Origin of the sequence: Centipeda periodontii DSM 2778 (assembly GCF_000213975.1) — a bacterium.
Lineage (GTDB): Bacteria > Bacillota > Negativicutes > Selenomonadales > Selenomonadaceae > Centipeda > Centipeda periodontii.
On the sequence record NZ_GL892076.1, the window covers coordinates 2512356 to 2532697 of the forward strand.

Here is a 20342-nt window from a genome sequence, read left to right on the forward strand (position 1 = left end):
CCCCTATCGGCTCGCTGCGCTCGCCACTTCCCCCGCTTCGGCGGGGGAAGCTAACATGCCGTTATCCCCAAGCCTCCCCCGTATCACCGCACCACATGAATCCTGCTGCGCCGCTTCTCCGGTTCCTCCGCATCCTTCTTCTGCGGGGGCGTCTCACGGCTGCGATCGGCAATCCCGAGCAGCATCCCCATTCCCGCCATCGTTACAATCAGCGACGAACCTCCGTAACTGATGAACGGCAGCGGCACCCCAACAACGGGCAGGAGTCCTGCCACCATCGCAAGATTCGCCAGAGCCTGTCCGAGCACGAGGAAGATGATGCCGAGCGCAAGCACCTGCCCGAATGTATCCTTTGCCCGTGCCGCCACACGCATGCAGGTGATGAGCAGCACCGCAAAGAGGAAGAAGATCAAGAGGACTCCAAAGAAGCCGTGCTCCTGACTGAAGATAGCAAACGCAAAGTCCGTATGTGCCTCGGGCAGGTACTCATACTTGCTCACACCGTCGCCGAAGCCCATGCCGAAAATCCCGCCCGAGCCGATCGTCGAGAGCGACTGCACCATCTGATAGCCCGCATCGCGTGCATCCGACCACGGATCGAACCAAACCTCGATGCGCTTCATGCGATAGGGCTGGAGGGTTCCGAGCGCGAACGCCACCCCAACCGTAAGCGGCACGATCCAGAACCAGCGGCGCGGCGGCACGAGGAGAACAAGAGCCATCAGCAGCGGCACGCCGAACACAATGCACGCCGTCCCGAAGTCCGGCTCGCGATAGACGAGAAACGCCATCACGAGGATCGAGCCAAACGGTGTAAATACGCGACCGCCGTCCCGATCAAGACGAAAGTGTTCCTTTGAGAGCACCGCCGAGATCGAGAACGCGCCCATCAGCACCGCCATCAGCTTTGCGAACTCCGCCGGCTGAAATCTCAGAGGACCAATGTCAAGCCAACGCTGCGCGCCGTTCACCGTCGTCCCAACAAAGAGCACGGCAATGAGGAGGAACACCGTAATGCCCATACCCACGAACATCAGTCCGCGCATCCGCTGATAATTCATGCGGCGGCAGAGCCAGCACGCGACAACCCCAATCAGAAGCCACTGCAGATGACGCTGCAGGAAATAATACGGATTCTCATAGTTCATCGCCGCGAGCACATAGCTCGAGCTGAAGACATTGATCGTCCCCGTCACAAGGAGAATCACCATGATGATGACAATCGGCTCCGTTTCACTCTTAAAGAGCGTATAGCGCGTACGCATCACGCCTGCTCCGACGGACGGCGTGCCACGAGACGTCCGATCTTGGCCCCGCGCGCACTGAATTTGCGCTCATACTCCGTCATAATGTTGTCATCCTCGTCAAGCGCATGAAGATCGTGCGTCACTCGCGAAAGATGCCATCCCGCGCGTTCCATCGTCTCGATCGAGTAGTCAAACAGCCCCATATTATCCGTTTTGAATCGGATCTCGCCATCCACCTTCAGCACGGCGGCATAGCGTGCGAGGAAGAACTCGCTCGTCAGTCGACGCTTTGCATGGCGCTTCTTGGGCCACGGATCGGAGAAGTTCAGATAGATCCGATCGACCTCAGCGGGCGCAAAGAGATCGGTCAGACGCGCCGCATCAAAGACGAGCATACGCACATTCGCGAGTCCTCGCTCCGCTGCCTTACGCGCAGCGAAGTAGAGCACACCCTGCTGCGCCTCAAGCCCCACATAGTTGACATTGGGATTGCGTGCAGCGAGTTCCGTCAGGAAATCGCCCTTGCCCACGCCGATCTCCACATGGAGCGGCGCCGTACGTCCGAATGTCTCCGCCCATCTGCCTGCGAACTGCGTCCAGTCCCCGCCGAGCGGCGTGACGAAATCCGCATAATCCAAAATTGCCGTATCAATCCACGGCTTTCGCCTGAGTCGCATAGCCCTTCCCGTTCACCCCGTTCGCCATCGTCTGAGAAGCCCATATGAATACGCTGCGCCCCCGTTCACAGCGAGAGCGCAGCGAAAAGTCAACGTGAATTACCAGATCTTGCCCGCCATGAACCAGATACGATTCTGCGCGTTGTTCCTCGGCGACACCGTCGAATCCAACCCAATCCGCCGCGCGTAGTCCACACGTGCAAACCACTCACCCGGATTGCTGTACGCCGCCGCAAGTCCCCAGCCGCGCAGCGTCGCATAATTGTCAGTCAGCTCGTAACCCTTGCTCATGCGCACCGTTCCAATATCGAAGAACGAGCTGAACGTCAGCCCGCGCAGCGGCGTATGATAGCGCAGCTCCGCTGTCCCGAGGATCCCCTCATCGCCCGAACCCTCACCCTGCGCATAGGCGCGCACACCGTTCGGACCGCCGAGATAGAATTCCTCCGAGCTGTCGAGATTCCGACTTGCCAGCTGCCCAGAGACCTTGACGAGGAAATCCGTCATGTTCCCGAGCCGCTGCACCGCTGTCCCATCTGCCTCGAGCTTTACATACGTCCCTTCCTTCGTATGGTTGAGGCTCCCCAGGACGCGGCTGTAATCCGAGTCAAACCCCAGCTTGCCCACCGTCAGATTCGCATTGTAGTTCAGCGCCATTCCGCCCTGCAGCTGCTGCATCCCGACCAGTCCCGCATAGACACTGTGCGTATGCTTCTTTCCCTTGAGATCAAAGCCCGTGATATCGTCGTTCAGATTGCGGTAGTTATAGCCGTAGCGGAAGAGTAGGCTGCGGTCCGTCAGATGGAAGAGCGGCACCTGACCGAACAAGGTGAGCGTCAGCGAGTTGCCCTCGGCTCCGATTTTGGAAAGCTCACCGCCGACCTGATAGTTCATACGTGAGATGCCGACACCGAACGTCGAGCCGCCATGACCGACCACCGTTTCATAGTTCGCATAGAAATTCCGCAGGCTGCCGTTCGAGATCAGCGTTCCGAGGCTCACCTTATCCCCCGTCCCCGACGGGTTGTAGAGCGTTTCCTGCAAACCGTAGCGATAGCGTCCCGTGCTCGGGCTCCCGTAGTTCTCCACATAGAAAACCGTGTTTGACTCCTTCGAATCCTCGACGCGCACCGTCAGCTTGCTCGTTCCGAATGCGGCGCCCGGACTCAGCACGCCGACCGCGCGTGCCCCCGTTGCATCCGACACCGAGTAGAGTGCCGTCTCGAGCTTCTCCGTCGTGATGATATCATCCGCCTTCAGCCCCGCGATAATCCCGCGCGCCACCGAATCTTTCAGACGGCTGTTGTTCTCCAGCACAATCTCATCGTAACGCCCCGGCAACACACGCAGCACCACAATCCCATCCGGACTGTCCTGCGGCGGCAGATACACCGCAGCCGCCGGATAGCCATGCGTACGGCAGTAGGAGGTCAGTTCGTCCACCGTGCGGCGCAGCTGCGTCATCGTACGCTGCTCGCCCATTCCCTCCTCAAGAATACGCGTCAGCTCCTCCTTGTTTAGGAACAGATCCGGCGCCTCCATAATGAAGTTCTCAATTGTGAACTGCGCATCATCGCCATCCTGTCGATAGGTCGGCGTCCGATCCTCCACACCGATCCGCGCTTTCGGCTGCTCCTGTGCAATATCCGCCCCCGGACGTGCGAGCGACGGTGCTGCAAAACTCGTCGTTCCGACACACGCCAAACCGGCACATACACAGGCAGCAAGCCCGGCACGCATAACCGCATTCTTTTTCATACAATTCATCCCATCACGCACAATGATCTCAACTCCTACACTGTTCATATTTCGTTTCCATTCTAGCATTTTCAGTCCTAAAACACAAGCGAGAAGGACACTCAGCAGTTGCAATTCACGCTTTTTTGCGGTAGACTTTCAAAAACAGAAGAAGAGAGGCGGGAGAAACATCATGAAAAAAATCCTATTCGTCTGCCACGGCAACATCTGCCGCTCCCCGATGGCAGAATTCATCATGAAGCATCTCGTGCGAGAGGCAAATCTTTCCGACGAAATAACAGTCACATCCAAGGCGCTCCACCGCGACGAGCTCGGCAGCGACACCCATCGCGGCACACGCGAAGTCCTGCGCGCACACGGCATTCCATTCAGCAAACGCAGTGCAGCACTCATGACCGCCGCCGACTATGCGGCATACGACTGCATCATCGGCATGGACACGGAGAACATGCGCGATCTCGATCGCCTCACCGGCGGCGATCCGGACGGCAAAGTCCACCGTCTCCTCTCCTATACCGGTGAAGAGCGCGACGTTGCCGACCCGTGGTACACCGGCAACTTCGACGTCACCTACCGCGATGTCGACGCCGGCTGCCGTGCACTGCTGCGCACGTTAATGCAGGATAAACAACATTGAGGCAAAAAGGAGAACGCGCCATGAACTACGAGCAGGCAGCCGCATTTTGGACAGAAAAAGACAAGAACACCGTAAAAATGCCGACAGATGAACTCCGTACCGCCATTGAGGACTTCATAAAGGCACGCAACACCTGCGCTCTTGCCGTCGCGGACGGCGACTTCATCCGCTGTACCCCACTCACGTACAAATATCGTGCAGGCAAATTCGTCATCTTCTCCGAGGGCGGGCTGAAGTTCCGTGCGCTCAAGGAGAACAAGCACATCGCGCTTGCCATCTACGACGAATACAAAGGACCGGGCAGCGCAAAGAGCCTGCAGGTCACGGGCATTGCCGCCGTCATAGGTGCAGATGACCCCGACTATGCCGCACAGCTTGACTCCCTCGACATCAACGCCGCCCACATGCAAAAGCTCCACCTCACCCTCATCCTCATCACGCCAACCACGCTTGAATACCTCGACGCCGCACTAAGGGACAAGAGCTACAGCCCACGACAGTGCCTCAAAACATCATAAACAGTGCCCCATCGACATTCTGAGTCGATGGGGCACTTCACATTCATCAAGTTTTATAGGGAGCATCAATAGTCTTATTCGCCAAGATCGGCAAAAACACGACTAATCTGTTCGAATATATCAATTGCCTGTCGAAAATCCTGCGGCTCATTCGTATAGAGTAAAGTTTTATGCAAAGACTCATATACATCACGAGCATTCTTATCAAAATACGCTCTCCACGACGGGAAATCATACACAGCACAGGGATTATAGTTTCCTGATATACTCCGCTTTTGTAGATAGAAGCTGTCACTCTTCTTGGTCAATTGAAGTAATCGTTTCAATTCGCCCTGATCTGATAAAAATGCTTGAATTTCTTCCCTTGGAAACAACATTGCAACATCGTAGACATGCCGCATTTTCTGCACTAGATTTCCAGACATAGCGTGACGCTTGACCGCCATCACCTTATCCAAAAAGGTCCGTTCAATCTTCAACGTATTGATCGAAACTGTCTTCAGATCAAATTCTTGAATAAAACCACCCTGCCCGCGGTTTGCCAGATATTCTTGAATATACGTCTGTAAAGACCTCTTGTCATAGGGATCAGGGCGAACGTTTGAGCCAATCTCTAGCTTGATTCTGCCAGACTCAGCGTTTCCTTCGCCGAAGTAGACATATGAACTCTTATTCCGCTTGTTTCTCTCAGTGTCAATTTTCTCGATGCGAAATTTTCCGGCAATGGCTTTCTCCACAAGTTTCAACATCTTATCATACTTCTTATCAGTAGCACATTCGCCCATAAGAAACGTGATGTCAATATCCTCAGAAAAACGCTTTATTGTTTCCGGATAGCATTTGCTAAGAGATGTCCCTCCCTTAAAAACGCACTGATCCGCATACGCACTGACTTCAAGTTGCTGTAGCAACATAACGATAAAATAATCTCGACGCACAGCCTCTTCAGGAATGCCAATATAGGATGCCGTTTCCGTAATCAGATCCCGAAAATCATTCGGATACTCATGCAAATTCATAGATTTTCTCCGGCGCATTGCATGTTTCCAAAAGCTCCTCTAAATGATTTGGAACATCAAGGCGATCCAAACATTCCTTCAAGGACGCGATTGTCGAAGCATTATAAGAACGAACCGATAGTGCAGACCGAATATCTTCCTCCGAATAATCTCTTGCAAAATCTATCATATATCCTGTAAACGCCTGGTGATTAAAATCCTCAACCTGCTCACGATGTTGTAGTATCTCCAAGACCTCAATAGCACGAACAAGACCGGGCGTAAGTTTTTGGGAAAGTTTTTCCACCAAAACGCTCCGAACACTCACCCGCTCCTCGCCGGTCGCAACTGATAACACCCGTGTCATCTTCGCAACCTGTGTCGTCAGTCCTTTGGTACGGTAGAGAGAATATCCGATACAAAGCCCGCGGTTCTCTTTGGTATAATGTGAAATGATCTCCTGCTCACTCAGAGGAACAATGCCCCCTGTACATGATCTTCTCGGACGGCAATACACACCCTCAGCGAGACGTACAAGAATCCCATCGCGCACCATTTGAGTCATGATTTTACCATACACACGTCTAGGAACCTTATGCGAGAGTGAGCGATAGAGACGCTCTGCCTCAATCACAGCGTTTGGATTCCCCTTTTGAATCTCGTTTGCAATATATACTGCATAGTTCATCTCATATCACCACCTATAGAAATGCTAAAAACATATATATTGTCATCTATGACTTTACCAAAATTTTTCTTCTCAATAATATCCCGCCCCTTTTTGAGCACATCAGAATATCCTTCTGTTTTCAATATCTCATCTCTCATTGCAGGAACCGTTTGCATCTTACATATTATAGCATAGCGAATCTATTTTTCCATTACAAAGTTTAATAAGAGCACCCCAACGACCAATCACATAGTCGTTGGGGTGCTCTTCATTTACATACTGTTACTTTTCATCACGCACCAAACACTTCATTCATCAGTTTGAAGACGGTTTCGTCTGTTACCTGAATGCCGGTTTTGGTGATGTCGACACCATCCTTCACCGTGTTGACGGAGGGCGGTGTATGGATGACCTCTGCCTCGAGATCGCGGCCGAAGTGGTTGCGGCGATCGAGGGAGGCGTTCTCGTATGCGTACTCATCGGGAGTCATCTTGCTCACCTGCGTGAGTGCGTTGTAGTACTCGTGATCGGGGACATAGGGTCCGATATGGAGCGCGGTTGCGTTCGCGGGATCCTGCACAAAACGATAGTTGCGCGCAACGCTGTCGCCGTCGGGTGTACCGTCCGCGAGCTGATAGCGCGAGCCGTCCGGGCGCTGATACCGCGCCTTGTCCGACGCACGATAGTAGCCGTTGATGGCGTAGTCGCCCCAGCGCAGCTTTCCGTTCGGCGTATCATAGTAGATCTCGCCGGGGAGTGCTTCGCCATTGACGCCCGTCTCATAGTTCGACCCGGTCGGCGTGCCCGTATAGCTGTCGGGCAGCCCCTCGTTGATCCAACGCGTCTGCGGGTCGGACTTCAGATGAATGTCCTTCGGATCGATTCTGCCCTTGCCGACGGTGCTCGACACCTCATTGCCATTGCTATCGACAATCTTGTAGTTCGCAGCATCCGCACCGGAGAGCGTAAGCGTATAGTTGACATCCTTGTCCGCTACATCGCCGTGACCGTTCTTCCACGCATCATCCTTCCATGCGACATTCGCATCGCCATACGTCGCCGTAGTCGCATTCGTCACATCATCACCCGCGATCAGCGCGGACTGTGTCGCATCCCCCACATGACGGAACTGCATGAGCGCATCGCCGCTGCCCGTGATGAGGTTGCCCTCGGCATCGCGCGCAGCGTTCACAACGGCGTTTGTACCGTCGTAGGTCTTCGTCAGATACGGCAACTGCGCTGCCGTAATCGCACGGCGCTCAATCTTGCCGCGTCCCTCACCTTCGACGACGCCATTCCAGCCTCCCTCAAAGGCAAAGTTCCGGTCATTCAGCTGAACCTTATAGTTCACGATCTTGCGATCCGCGGCATTCTTGTCCGGCGTCCTGCCGTCCGCACTCATGTACGTTCCGGTAACGCCCGCAATATCCGTGTCGGGCAGGTTGTAGTTCTTCCATCCCGCCGAGCGCGGCAGACGCACACGGCTCGTACCCTTGTCGAGGTGCGACATTGCATCGGCAACTGCCGACGTGCCGTCGTACTCCTTCTCCGCGTCATTGAAGCGGAAGTCGAAGTCGCTCTCGCGCACATTCGCCTTGTTGATGGTACCCTTGCCGTAGCCCGTCTCGTCAAACTCATAGTTCTTCGCATTGTCGCCGAGAATCGTGCGCAGGGCATCGCCCATGTTGCGGTACTGGACGGACTTGTCCGTATCCGCATTTGCATCGGGCGCAAAGGTGCGATCCGTTCTGCCATAGCCGTAGTCGCTCGGGAGCGTCAGATCATTGCCCGCCCCATCTTGCAGAATCAGCTCATTGCCAAAGATACGCGCGTGATCTTTTTGCAGCGTCTTTCGCGTATCGCTGTCCGTCACAAACGTCGTCGGCGTATCATCGTTCGTACTCGTCGCATCATAGGATTTGCTGACATCGCCAAACGTGAGATCCAGACGGCGCGGCGTGATCTCATTGTTGCGCGTCGTCAGCTCCGAAATCGTATTGCCGAGCGTGTCGACAATCTCATAGTCACCCGCGTGCGCCGCGTCAACGCCCACATTGTAGGTAACCTTCTTGCGTTTGCCCACATTCTTATCGTCAAAGGTCGCGGTCGAGATGTTCCGCACGCCGTCATTTGCGAGGAGTCCGGTATCGCCGTCCTCCGTGCTCATGCGTACAATGCTGTCGCCATCCGTGACGCGCGTGCCACGCCGATAGGTCTTGATACTCGTATCGGTCGGATCGTAAACCTTGTTGGTACCGTCATAGATCTTCGTCAGCTGTCCCGGCGCATACGCCATAACCTTGCGTTTCGTGATGACACCGTCCGCCTGCTTCGTGAGATCCCCGCTGATATCGAAGTTGCCGCCCGTGTAGGTCAGCCCATAGGTAACACGCGGCTGCGCGCCGCCCGCCACGTGCTGCGTATCATAATGGGTGTACGCCTCATCCGCTCGGATCGTCAGATCGTTCCGAATGTCGATCGGCGTACCGTCAACATTCACCGTCGCGCTCGTGAGATAGTTCTTGAGCGCATCGGGCGTATTCTGCCCGTTGTACTTGACTGCGCGCGTGCCGTCGTAGACCTTCGTCGCCTCGTCAAACGTCAGTCCGTTCGTAATCTCATTCGCAGTAATCGGACGGGGATTGATCTTCCCCTTTCCGCTGAGCGTATCGCCGTCGATGCGGTAGTTTCGTGCATAGCCCGTCGTATCGCGCGTCGCATTGTCGGCAAAGGCATTTTGGAGACCGCTGTACGCGATATCCTTATCGACAACAGCACCGTTTCTGCGGCTGACATTCGCATCGGAGTAAAGACCGTCGATCTTGTCCGCCGCCGTCTGGTCGAAGCCGAAGGACTCGCTGCCCACAAAGCCGCTGAGTCGGAACTTGCCCGCCTCCGGATGCGGCAGCGTGCCCGTCCCATTCGGACGGACGACCGTCCGCGTGCCGTCGTAGAGCTTGTCGATGTTGTCCACGCCGACCGTCAGCGTCTTCTTGTAGATATCTGCCTTGCCATTCACCGTATTCGTGAGCGGCTGTCCGTCGATCTCATAGTTCGTGAGCCTCGACGCATCACCCGAGAGCGTCAGCGTATAGGCGACATTCTTCCCCGCCGTTGCAGGGGTACGAGCCTCCGCCTCCGCGCGTGTCTCCGCCGAGGCGTGCTTATCGTCATACTGCCCTGCCACCGCGAGGTGAACCAGTCCCCGATCGCGCTCGACAATCGGCGTCAGGTTCTCATTCGCCATCGCATTGGCAAACACCGTATTCGTTTCTGTAAACGTATCCTCGCCGTCATACTCCTTTACAAGATGCTTCGGCAGCATAGTCGCAAGGTTGCGCTTCGTGATCTCATCACCCGTATGGTGAATCGTGCGGTCGTGCCCGCCATTGAACTCAAAATTCTTCGCATTGATACGGACACCGTAGTCAATGCTCGTCGAGGGGGAGGCATTCACATCGTTGTACTTCGCCGAATTCAGTTCGATATCATCCAGATTGATCGGAACTGTATTGCCGCCGCCGAGATCGAGTGTGCTCCCCCGGAAATACTGCTTGACATGCCCCAGATCGCTGTACGAATTGCCCGCATTGTCATGCCAGTACACGGTATCCGTGCCATCGTACATCTTCGTGGCTTTACTGATATTGAAATCAAAGTCATTGACACTGACCACGCGCTTGCGGATCGTGCCCTTGCCGTATGCTGTATTCGCAACGGTATAGTTGTTCGCGTTCGTTCCCGAGAGCGTGCTGCGGATGTTCGTGTACTGCACATCCTTGCCGTTCGGGACAACATTGCCGTCCGCGTCGGTGACAACATTCGGGTTGCTTTGGAACGTCGCGTCTGTATTGCCGGCACCGTAGAGACTCCCGACATTCGTCATATCGAACGTCGCATTCGTAATGTTGTCCGCCGTGAGCGTCGCCGCCCCGCGTCCGTCACTGTCCGCCGCCACAATGCTGTTGATGTTCTTTGTGTTGTTGACCGCCGTCGTATCATACGGCTTGCTCACATCCGCAAAACCAAGCGTCAGCTCGCGCGGCGTGATCGTACCGCGTGCGGAGAGATTCAGCCCCGTCTCGGCGTCAACCGTGGTCACACCGTCCGAGAGCTTGTAGTTCTGTCCGCCGTTCGCGGCATCAATGCTGACACGGTAGGCGATGTCCTTCGCGGCAACGTTGCCGCTGCCGTCGCGCGCAACATTCTTATCGGCAACACCCGCATTCACATAGTTCGCCCGGATCGTCATCGTTGCGCCGTCATTCACCGACGCACCATTCGATGTACGCACGAGCTTATTATCGTCCGTCGTGCCCGCCGCATAGGTGACATTGCCGAGCGCATCGTCATCCGTGAATGCTTTGTATTTGCGCGCAGCAGTATCCACAACCCCCGCATTTGCATCGTAGATCTTGTCGATGCCCGTCTTCTGCGTAAGGTCGAGGTTCAGCACGCGGCGGTCGATCGTGCCCGTATCCGTCATCTCGAACTCATTCCTGCCCGAGATTTCGATGTTGTTGTTGTTCAGACGGAACTTATAGGTGACACCGATCCCCGTGCCCGCATTGGAGCTCGCATACTTCGTACCTGCGGTATCGATCTCGAGATCGCCGCGCAGATCCGCCGTATGCCCGCCGCCGAGATTTGCCGTCGCCTGCGTGATATAGTTCTTCACCTGATCGGACGCACCCGAGCCGTTGTACTTCACCGTGCGCGTACCGTCATAGACCTTGTGGGCGCCCGTGGTGGTAAAGGTGATGTCCGACGTATTGATGTTCGCCTTCGTGATCGTACCCGTACCGTAGACATTCGTCGCAAAGTCATAGTTGTTCGCGCCGAACACCGTGCCCATCGCCGTGCCGATGCCCGCGTACTGCACAGATTTGTTCGTGCCCGCGTTCGGGTTGGCGGCAAAGGTCGCATCCGTTGTGCCCGTGCCGTACTGACTCGTGACACCCGTCAGCCCCGTGATCGTTGTGCCGCTGACATTGCCGCTGCTGTCCAGAGCAAGCACTGCCGCATCGGCAGACGAGACACGCGGCGTGATACTATTGTTCGTCGGCGTCCCATCATAGGACTTCGTAACAGGGTTGAACGCCACATCCACCGTGCGCTTCGTGATCGTATTGTCGTTCGTCGAGAACGAACCGCTGCTGTTCGCGCCGCCATATTTCAAGTTATAGTTGCCCGCAGCCGCGCCGTTCATGGTCAGCGTATAGTTGACCTGCTTGCCCGTGCCCGCGTTCTTATTTGCATACTGCGCCGTTGTCGTATAGGTCGCGCCGTCGTTGCCCGTCAGCCCCGTCAGCGTGAGAAGGTTGTTGAGCGCACTCCCCGTGATGGGGTTGCCGCCCGCATCCTTCACCGCCGTCGTTGCATCATAGACCTTCGAGAGCGGACCGTTGACCGTCACATCGACATCCTTCGGCGTGATGACACCCGTGCCGCTCGCGGTAAGGCTGCCCGAGCCAAGCTGAATGTTGTTGTTCGTGCCCGTGAGCGCCATGTTGTAGGTGACGCCCTGCGAGGCTCCGCCGTTCACATTCGCCGTCGTATCGTACTGCGCCGAGGAAACCGCGAACTCACTCAGGATGTCGTGCCCGTTCCACATCGCTCTCGTGATGTAGTTCTTCACCGCGCTCGGTGCGGCATTTTCGTTGTGCTTGACCGTGCGCGTGCCGTCATAGACCTTCGTCGCCGGGTCCACCGTGAAGTTGACATCGCCGGGGTTGATCGTCGCACGGTTGATCGTGCCCTTGCCATAGCCATTCGCTGCGAACTCATAGTTGTTCGTACCGAACACGGTGCCCATCGCCGCACCGATGCCCGCATACTGCACGGATTTGTTCGTGCCCGCATTCGGGTTGGCGGCAAAGGTCGCATCCGTTGTGCCCGTGCCGTACTGACTCGTGACACCCGTCAGCCCCGTGATCGTTCTGCCGCTGACATTGCCGCTGCTGTCCAGAGCAAGCACTGCCGCATCGGTGGACGAAACACGCGGCGTAATGCTGTTGTTCGTCGGCGTCGTATCATAGGTCTTCGACACATCGGCAAACGCCACATCCACCGTGCGCTTCGTGATCGTATTGTCGTTCGTCGAGAACGCGTTGCCGACAATGTTTGCGCCATTGCGTTTCAGATTGTAGTTGTCCGCAGCCGCGCCGTTCATGGTCAGCGTATAGTTGACCTGCTTGCCCGTGCCCGCGTTCTTATCCGCATACACAGCCGTCGTCGTATAGGTCGCGCCGTCGTTGCCCGTCAGCCCCGTCAGCGTGAGAAGGTTGTTGAGCGCACTCCCCGTGATGGGGTTGCCGCCCGCATCCTTCACCGCCGTCGTTGCATCATAGACCTTCGTGAGCGGGCTCTTGACCGTCACATCGACATCCTTCGGCGTGATGACGCCCGTGCCGTTCGCGGTAAAGTTGCCCGAACCGAGCTGAATGTTGTTGTTCGTGCCCGTGAGCGCCATGTTGTAGGTGACACCCTGCGAGGCTCCGCCGTTCACATTCGCCGTCGTATTGTACTGCGCCGAAGAAACCGCAAACTCACTCAGGATGTCGTGCCCGTTCCACATCGCGTTCGTGATGTAGTTCTTCACGTCGCCCATGGCGGCGGATCCGTTGTGCTTGACCGCCCGCGTGCCGTCGTAGACCTTTGTCGCATTGGTGGTGCCAAAAGTGACATCGCTGGGGTTGATCGTCGCACGCGTGATCGTGCCCTTGCCGTAGCCGTCCGCATCGAACTCATAGTTCGACGCATTCGCGCCGAGGGTCGTCCCCATCTGCGCGCTGAGTCCCTGATAGCGGACATCCTTGTTCGTGCCCGCATTCGGGTTGGCGGTGAACGACGAACCCGTGCCCGCGCCGTACTGGCTGTTTAACGTGCTGAGGTTCGTGAGTGCGTTCGAGCCGTTCACAAGCCCCGCGCTGTCGGTGTTCAGCACCGCCTTGTCCGCCGCCGAAACCGTGCCCGTGATCGACGTGTTCGTCGGCGTCGTATCGTAGGTCTTCGTCACGTCTGCAAAGGTTACATCCACCTTGCGCTTCGTGATCGTATTGTCATTCGTTGAGAACGTGCCGCTGCTGTTCGCACCGCCATATTTCAGATTGTAGTTGCCCGCAGCCGCGCCGTTCAGCGTAAGCGTATAGTCGACCTGCTTGCCCGTGCCGACATTCTTGTCCGCGTACACAGCCGTCGTCGTATAGGTCGCGCCGTCGTTGCCCGTGAAGCCCGTCATCCCGATCAGGTCGTTTGCATTCGTCACGACCGCGTTCGCAGAGTCCTTTGCCACGCCCGTGAGCGTCGTCGTCGCGTCATAGACCTTCGATACGGGGCTCTTGACCGTCGCCGTGACATCCTTCTTCGTGATGACGCCGTTGCCCTGCTTCGTAAATGTGCCGGAGCCGATCGTAAAGTTCCCGCTCGCTCCCGTATACTTCAGCGTATAGGTGACGCGGTTCGCCGATCGTCCGCCATCCACGTCCTTTGTGTCGTAGGTCGCCGCATCGACGCTCAGCTCCGGCAGAACATCCACCGTCGTGCTGTTGACCGTCGTCGTCGCACTCGCAATATAGTTCTTGACATCCGTCATCGCGGTGGAATTATTGTGCTTGACCGTCGTCGTTCCGTCGTATTCCTTCGTCGCCTGCCCGATGTTAAAGTTGATGCTCGACGGATTCAGCGCAAGCGGCGTGATCTCACCGAGACCGCGTGCGGTGGAACTGAGATTATAGTTTCCAGCATCCGTACCGCCAAGCGTAAGCCCCGAGTATTCGACCCAGTTCTTCTGCTCCGTACCGCCCGAGGGTGTCCACGTTGTGCCGTCGCCGTTGACGTTCGCACTATGGAACGCCTCTGTATGCGTCGCGAGATTGACCACGTCACCCGCGATAGTCGCCCCCGGTGTAAAGCCGACCAGCCCGGGAGGAACATTCGTTGTGCGGTCATAGACCTTCGTCACCTTCTTGAACGCACCCGAAAGATCCTTCGGCGTAATCGTACCTGTCGCCGAAAGTGTGAGTCCGCTCGCCGCACTCGTCGCGCCGCCGTCAAAGGAATAGTTGTTCGCATCGCCATTGATCGTAACCCGATACTGGATTGCCTTGTCGATGGGATTGTTCGAGCCGTCGCGGCGCACGTTCTTGTCCGCCACCGTACCGGCATTGTTCATATAGTTCGACGTGATATTGAAGCTCGTGCCGTCCGTCGTGACAAGCTTGTTCGCTGCGGTCGAACCCGCCGCATACTGCACGTTGCCCTTTGGATCCGCATCGGTCAGCGCGTTCCAGTTCTTTGTCGCAGTATTCTTGAGCGTGGTCTGACCATCGTATTCCTTGTCGATGCCCGTGCTCTGCACAAGGTTCAGATTCAGCGCACGGCGCGTGATCTCGCCGTCGCCCGATGCCGTCAGATTCCCGCTCTCAAGGTTTTGCCCGTTCAGCGTGTAGTTCCGAATCGTATCGCTGTCGCCCGATACCGTGATATTGTAGGCGACCTTGCGTGCGTCGGCAACATTTGCCGTCTCCGTGACGCCGTCCGTCTTCGTGAACTTCGCGCCATTCCCGCTGATGGCAAATTGGATCTTGGACGCATCCGTGCCGACGAGCTCGCCCGTATTTGCCGTGAGTGTACTCCCCGCAGGAACCGTATAGGCGCTCGTGCCGTCATAGACCTTCGTCGCCTTGCCGCCGCTGACCTTAAACGTGTTCGGCGTGATTGCCTTGCGGTTGATCGTGCCCTTGCTGTAGACATTCTTGGCGACATCGTAGTTGTCCGCCACCGCACTGAACGCCGATCGGAACGCCTCGTCCATATTCGCGTACTGAACATCGTGCGGTGTGCCGTTGCTCGCGTTCGCGTTCGTGGTAAAGTTCGTCCCCGAGAGACGTCCGTAGTTGCTCGATGCCGTATTGGCGGTCAGCATGCCCCGATAGGTGGTCTGCAATGTACCCGCCGTAATGCTGTCGCCCGAGAGGATCGTATTGATGACGGTGCTCGTGGGATCGTCTGTGATTCCCGTGATCGTGGCAGACGTATTCGCTGCCGTGCCGTCGTAGGTCTTCGTCACGTCGTTCATCGTGATCTTCAGCTTGCGCGGGTTGATCGTGCCCGTCGCCGCAGACGGCGTGATCGTCGCTGTGACCGTCTGCGCTGCACCCGCACCGGTTTTCGTGCTGATGACATTGTTCCCCGCATCGACGATCTCATAGTCGTTCGCGTACTGCCCCGTCAGCTGTGCCTTATACGTGACATTTTTCTTGATGACATTGTCGAGCGCATCGCGCGCGACATTCTTATCTGCATAGACGGCTGTCGAGGTATTCGTCGGCTGTCCCGTCGCGTCGGTAAACAGATTGAGTCCGACAATCGTATCTCCTCTGAGGACGTTCCGGTTGCCGTCCGTATGCTCCGCCACCCCATCATAGAGCTTTGAGATCTCACGCGTTGTCGCCTGAATTTTGGCAGGGGTAATACGCCCCGCTGCCGTCACGGCGTCGGGATTTGCCGTCGTCACCGCTTCGAGGTTGCGCTTGGATATCGTTGTGCCGAACTCATAGTTCGAGAGCGGGCTCGTCGTCCCGTCGAGCGTCTCCGCATAGACACCATAGGCAACGCGCGCCGCCTCCGAAACGTGGGAGGTGCGATCCGATACCGCCGTGCCCGAGCCGGACTTCAGAAAGTGTCCCTGATTGCCCGTCATCTTGAACACGATGTTCGGAACGTCCTTTGCAACAATGCCCGTGCCCGGTGTCGCAGACGGATCTGTCGATGGCTTTGCGACCAGATATTCGTCGCCCGCCAGCGTGAAGGTATTCGTGCCGTCATAGACCTTCGTCGCATTCGCCGGCGTGCCTCCGGTTTTGCGCACCTGAAAACCCGAGTTCTCGATCAGGCGTCGCGTGATCGTCCCCGTTCCGGTCTGCGAGTCCGCAATACTGTAGTTGTGATTGCTCAGGAGCCCCGAGAGATTTGTATAGGTGACGGTCTTGCCCGTACCCGCATTGGCATCGTTGTAGGTGCTCGTAACATTTGCCATAGCGGCGGCGGAGAGGCTGGTGGTCGTCGTGCCGTCCACGCTCGTAACCGCGCCCTTGGTCGCGCCCGCGACACCGACGCTGTCGTCAATATCCGTGATCGTCTTTGTCGGATTGTTCGTCGTGCCGTCATAGACCTTTGTCACGTCAGCAAACTTGATTCCCAAGGGACGCGGCGTAATCGTGCCCGTATAGCTGCCCGTGAGCGCCTTCGTTGTCGAGATCGGCGTTACACCCTCCGCACCGAGGGTATAGTTCTTCGACTCTACGCCCGTGCCGGGATCAAAGGACGCCGTATAGGTCACACCCTGCGTGGTTGCACGGTTGTTCACACCGTCCCATACAACATTCGGAGAGGCGTATTTCGCCGTCGACGTATTCGTGCGCGTCTCGTTGTTGACAAAGCCGGAGAGCGTGACGAGCGCATCGCCGCGCGTGATATTGCGGTTGCCGTCGGTCTGGTCGTCCATCGCGTCGTAGACCTTCGTGATGTGGTTGTTTTTGACCGTCGCCGTCAGCGCCTTCGGTGTGATCTTGCCCGCACCCGTCGCATGGAACGTGCTGCCCAGACTCTTCTGGACACCACCGTCCATGATGTAGTAGTCGGAGAGTTTGTAGTTGGTATCGTCATCCGTATGCCCCGTCACCTCATAGGCGAGCTTTTCGACATCCTGCACATTCTTGCTGTAGGTGGTACCGTCATTCTGTGCGAAATGCCCCTTGCCGCCCGTGAGTGCAAACGTGATATGATCCCGGTCGCGTTCGACCAGCCCCGTCGTACCGCCGGTCACGGCATTCGAGGAGATATAGACATTCGAGCTCGGCGTGTACTCGTCGTTGCCGTCGTAGACCTTTTTTGCATCGAGCTTCGCATGGGTCGTCTTGTCATAGACATTGAAGTTGTCCCTGAGGATCTCGCGCGGGACGATCTTGCCGTCGAGGTAGACGGTCTTATCCGTCGTCGAAACGAGTGTCTTTGTGTTGTTTGCGGGCGTATAGTAGAGCTCATAGTTGCCCGCGTCGTTGCCCTGTAGCCCGACGTTCGTATACTGGAGCTTGTGCGTGCCCGCATGAAGCTGCTCCACGCCCGTCGCATTCGTATACTTCGGACCGCCCACGGTCGTGAGGCTGACATTGTCCCTTGTCGCATCGTCATCGCCCGTCATAATCGCGCCGTCGGGCATCGCGGGCGTACCGGCATCGATCTGCGCCAGAGTCAGACCCGTCTTGGTATCGTCCAGCTTGATGTTCGGGGGCGTATTGGTCTGCAGCATCGCACTGTCGACCACCCTGGATGTGCCGTCGTATGTCTTATCGTCCGCCGTCTTCTTCTGGATCGAGAGGTAGAGCGGTGCCTTGGTAATGGTCACGCTGCCCGTCAGACCGCTGAGAGAGCTGGTGTCAAACTTATAGTTCCCTGCATCCGGACCGCTGAAGCCGATGCTTCCGCTGAACTTGACGGGCTTGTTTGTGCCGACATTCCTATCGGGGTTGTTGCTGCCATCGACCGCCCACGCCTTGAAACTGCCCGTGGTAAAGTCAAGGGCGACCGAACTATTAGCAATATCCTCCGCTGTAAACCCCGTGGAGCCGATGCCGCCGCTTGTGAGTGCCTCACGGAACGCCTTTGTCACATCGCTCTTGCCGTTATACATGCGCGAAGGACTGAGCGAACCGTTGTTAAGGCTTACGACACGCGGCTTGATCGTGACGTTGACACCGCGCAGATTCGGACCGTCCTGATCCGTCCAGAGCATCGCCTTCGTGCCCACATTGCGGATGCCGTTCGTCCTGTTGAGGTCATTCCCGCTCACGTAGTCTTTGACGCCGCTCGTATCCGCGCCCGCGCCGAATGTGACATTCGACTTGCCGCCGATGGCATTGGGGGAGTTCTTGTCTACGATCTTCAGATAGTAGCTGTTGTACTCCACGTCCTTCATGTCTGCGCCATTGTTGGTCTTGGGCGTATTGGCCGCAGCCGTCGACGCCGTACCGACTCCATTGAAATAGCGATAGTTGTACGTCGCCTCAGACGAAACACCCATAAATGCGGTCAACAAAGGAAGCGACCGCCCCTCGTAGATGCGCCACTTCGCGCCGGGCTCGCCCGTGTTGTTGATCGACCAGCCGCTGTAGGAGGCGGCTGCCGTGGAGGCAAATCGCGTGGGGGTGGTCGGCGTCGTCACCGGCTCGACGACCCTCATCTGGTTGGTTGCGGTATCGAGCTCGTAGACGTTGGTCAATCCACCCGCCAAACGAGGCTTATTCGAGGAAAAATTGAGTCCGACATTATAGGAATTCGTGATCGTTGTTGTGTTTAATCCCCCCGGGATATAGACGAAATAAATTTTCGTCCCGGGTGCGCTGATCGCCTCCGAATCGTTGTAGCTGTTGGAAATCTGCGAGCCCGCGTTGGTACGTCCCGCAATGCCGCCCGCATTTCCGCCAATGCGGTTCTTCGTGTAGGCGGAGTCAATCGTCGAGTTCGCCATCACTCCGACAATTCCGCCAACATAGGCAGCACCTTCCGTAACGCCATCCGACATTACGCTGGTGATCACACTGTCCTTGACGTAGACATTCTTGATAAGGCTGCCTGTTGCAGATCCGGCAATACCACCCGCAGTCTCACTGTCGGGATCGCCGCCTATAATCGTCGCACCTGTCACGCCGAGATTCTCGATGCGCGCATTTGAGAGTTCTCCAAAGAGACCCGCACGATTTGGATGGGTTGTCTTAAAGTTCTTGATCCGGAAGAGATTGCCGTCGAACTTGCCCGTGAACGGCGTCCCCGTCGTTCCGATCGGAGTATGCGTCCCAGTTGCGTAGTCAATATCCTGCTCAAGCATATAATTGCCCGCAAGATTCGACGTGATTCCGCTCAATTCAGTCGTATTCTTGACTAACTGGTAGTATTCCGGCGTCGCGCCTGCACCACTCGTATAGTTCGTCGGCGCCGTCCCGCGATAGCCGATATGGGCATAGCCGCCGTCGGCAGCCGTCGGACTCGCAGCGGGCGCATCCGTATAGAGCACAACGGGATTCGTTGCCGTCACATCCGCCGCATTGAGGAAGCGGATGTGTGATCCGTGCACCTCGACAGTATCCGCCTTAATCTTACCCATGTTGACGACATCGGCTTTGAGCGCGGCAGTATTGACAAGCGGCGATGCACCCGATGATCCTGTGATCTCGAATGCCGCACGGTTCAGAGATCCCGTATCCTGCGTGGAGACATAGAGATTCCCGACGTCGACCTCGGCAGTTTTGCCGAAGATGACGCCGTTCGGATTGACAATGTAGACATCCTTGCCGCCTACGATCTTGCCGTTGATGTTCGAGGTGTTCGCGCCCGTGACGATGTTCAGATAGTTGTTCGTCTTGTTGCCGCCGTCATGCACGACACGTTCTCCGCTGGCGAGGGAATAGTCCTTCCACTCGATCACGTTATTCAGGTTTGCGGAATTGATGTTCGTATCATTTCCCGCACGCCCAACAGTCGCTCCGCCATAGGTGACATGCTCTCCCGTCGGCGCGGCAAAGCCGACCTGCGGAATCAAAAAAGCACCCGCCATCCCCGCAAGCAGCGCATAACGCACGCGCCGCGATAGTTCCGTTCGATTGTTTTTCATGTCTGTTCTCCCATAATAGACACATTCACACTTATATTGTATATCGGATATAATAGCCCATTATATAATAGCCCATAGAATAAAATCAAAAGGGACTGTTGCATAAACGCCCCTATCGGCTCGCTACGCTCGCCACTTCCCCCGCTCTGGCGGGGGGAAGCTAAGATG

At 56.5% G+C, this 20342-nt stretch carries 9 protein-coding genes; 2 read left to right on the top strand and 7 right to left on the bottom strand.

Translation table 11 applies throughout. The features are described from left to right. Window positions 1-83: 83 nt before the first annotated feature. The 3 genes from ftsW to HMPREF9081_RS11640 form a co-directional block, all read right to left on the bottom strand. The gene (gene ftsW, locus HMPREF9081_RS11630) at window positions 84-1265 is read right to left on the bottom strand and encodes a putative lipid II flippase FtsW (protein ID WP_006307583.1); all 1182 of its coding nucleotides are present in this window, start codon (window positions 1263-1265) and stop codon (window positions 84-86) included. Beyond that, window positions 1265-1924 carry a tRNA (guanosine(46)-N7)-methyltransferase TrmB gene (gene trmB, locus HMPREF9081_RS11635; protein ID WP_006307584.1) on the bottom strand — a complete coding sequence of 220 codons (660 nt, stop codon included), beginning with the start codon at window positions 1922-1924 and terminating at the stop codon, window positions 1265-1267. The genes ftsW and trmB overlap by 1 nt, the downstream gene beginning before the upstream one ends. 99 nt (window positions 1925-2023) lie before the next feature. Next, window positions 2024-3682 (bottom strand): ShlB/FhaC/HecB family hemolysin secretion/activation protein, encoded by a 1659-nt coding sequence (locus HMPREF9081_RS11640; RefSeq protein WP_154647325.1) that lies wholly within the window; start codon window positions 3680-3682, stop codon window positions 2024-2026. Between the two features lie 172 nt (window positions 3683-3854). On the opposite strand from HMPREF9081_RS11640, the gene HMPREF9081_RS11645 reads away from it, so the two are divergent. Both HMPREF9081_RS11645 and HMPREF9081_RS11650 read left to right on the top strand, forming a co-directional pair. Further along, window positions 3855-4319: a low molecular weight protein-tyrosine-phosphatase gene (locus tag HMPREF9081_RS11645; RefSeq protein ID WP_006307587.1), complete on the top strand. Its 465-nt coding sequence runs from the start codon at window positions 3855-3857 to the stop codon at window positions 4317-4319. A 20-nt stretch (window positions 4320-4339) separates the two neighbouring features. Further along, complete coding sequence (locus HMPREF9081_RS11650; protein ID WP_006307588.1) at window positions 4340-4837, top strand: pyridoxamine 5'-phosphate oxidase family protein; 498 nt, start codon at window positions 4340-4342, stop codon at window positions 4835-4837. A 74-nt stretch (window positions 4838-4911) separates the two neighbouring features. Here the strand turns inward: HMPREF9081_RS11650 and HMPREF9081_RS11655 are convergent, their stop codons facing one another. The 4 genes from HMPREF9081_RS11655 to HMPREF9081_RS11665 form a co-directional block, all read right to left on the bottom strand. Then, entirely contained in the window at window positions 4912-5856 is a 945-nt protein-coding gene (locus HMPREF9081_RS11655) for a nucleotidyl transferase AbiEii/AbiGii toxin family protein (protein ID WP_006307589.1), read from the bottom strand. Further along, a complete protein-coding gene (locus HMPREF9081_RS11660; protein WP_006307590.1) occupies window positions 5843-6523 on the bottom strand; it encodes a hypothetical protein in 681 nt (226 codons plus the stop codon). The genes HMPREF9081_RS11655 and HMPREF9081_RS11660 overlap by 14 nt, the downstream gene beginning before the upstream one ends. Further along, complete coding sequence (locus HMPREF9081_RS14150; RefSeq protein ID WP_006307591.1) at window positions 6520-6681, bottom strand: hypothetical protein; 162 nt, start codon at window positions 6679-6681, stop codon at window positions 6520-6522. The genes HMPREF9081_RS11660 and HMPREF9081_RS14150 overlap by 4 nt, the downstream gene beginning before the upstream one ends. A gap of 116 nt (window positions 6682-6797) precedes the next feature. Beyond that, window positions 6798-20174, bottom strand: coding sequence for a YDG domain-containing protein (locus HMPREF9081_RS11665; RefSeq protein WP_006307593.1), 13377 nt, complete (start codon window positions 20172-20174; stop codon window positions 6798-6800). Window positions 20175-20342: the final 168 nt, after the last annotated feature.

Coding starts and splice junctions, on each gene's coding strand:
- HMPREF9081_RS11650 (WP_006307588.1), top strand. CDS start 4,340: ATGAACTACGAGCAGGCAGCCGCATTTTGGACAGAAAAAGACAAGAAC.
- HMPREF9081_RS11645 (WP_006307587.1), top strand. CDS start 3,855: ATGAAAAAAATCCTATTCGTCTGCCACGGCAACATCTGCCGCTCCCCG.
- HMPREF9081_RS14150 (WP_006307591.1), bottom strand. CDS start 6,681: ATGCAAACGGTTCCTGCAATGAGAGATGAGATATTGAAAACAGAAGGA.
- HMPREF9081_RS11655 (WP_006307589.1), bottom strand. CDS start 5,856: ATGAATTTGCATGAGTATCCGAATGATTTTCGGGATCTGATTACGGAA.
- HMPREF9081_RS11665 (WP_006307593.1), bottom strand. CDS start 20,174: ATGAAAAACAATCGAACGGAACTATCGCGGCGCGTGCGTTATGCGCTG.
- HMPREF9081_RS11660 (WP_006307590.1), bottom strand. CDS start 6,523: ATGAACTATGCAGTATATATTGCAAACGAGATTCAAAAGGGGAATCCA.
- ftsW (WP_006307583.1), bottom strand. CDS start 1,265: ATGCGTACGCGCTATACGCTCTTTAAGAGTGAAACGGAGCCGATTGTC.
- HMPREF9081_RS11640 (WP_154647325.1), bottom strand. CDS start 3,682: ATGAAAAAGAATGCGGTTATGCGTGCCGGGCTTGCTGCCTGTGTATGT.
- trmB (WP_006307584.1), bottom strand. CDS start 1,924: ATGCGACTCAGGCGAAAGCCGTGGATTGATACGGCAATTTTGGATTAT.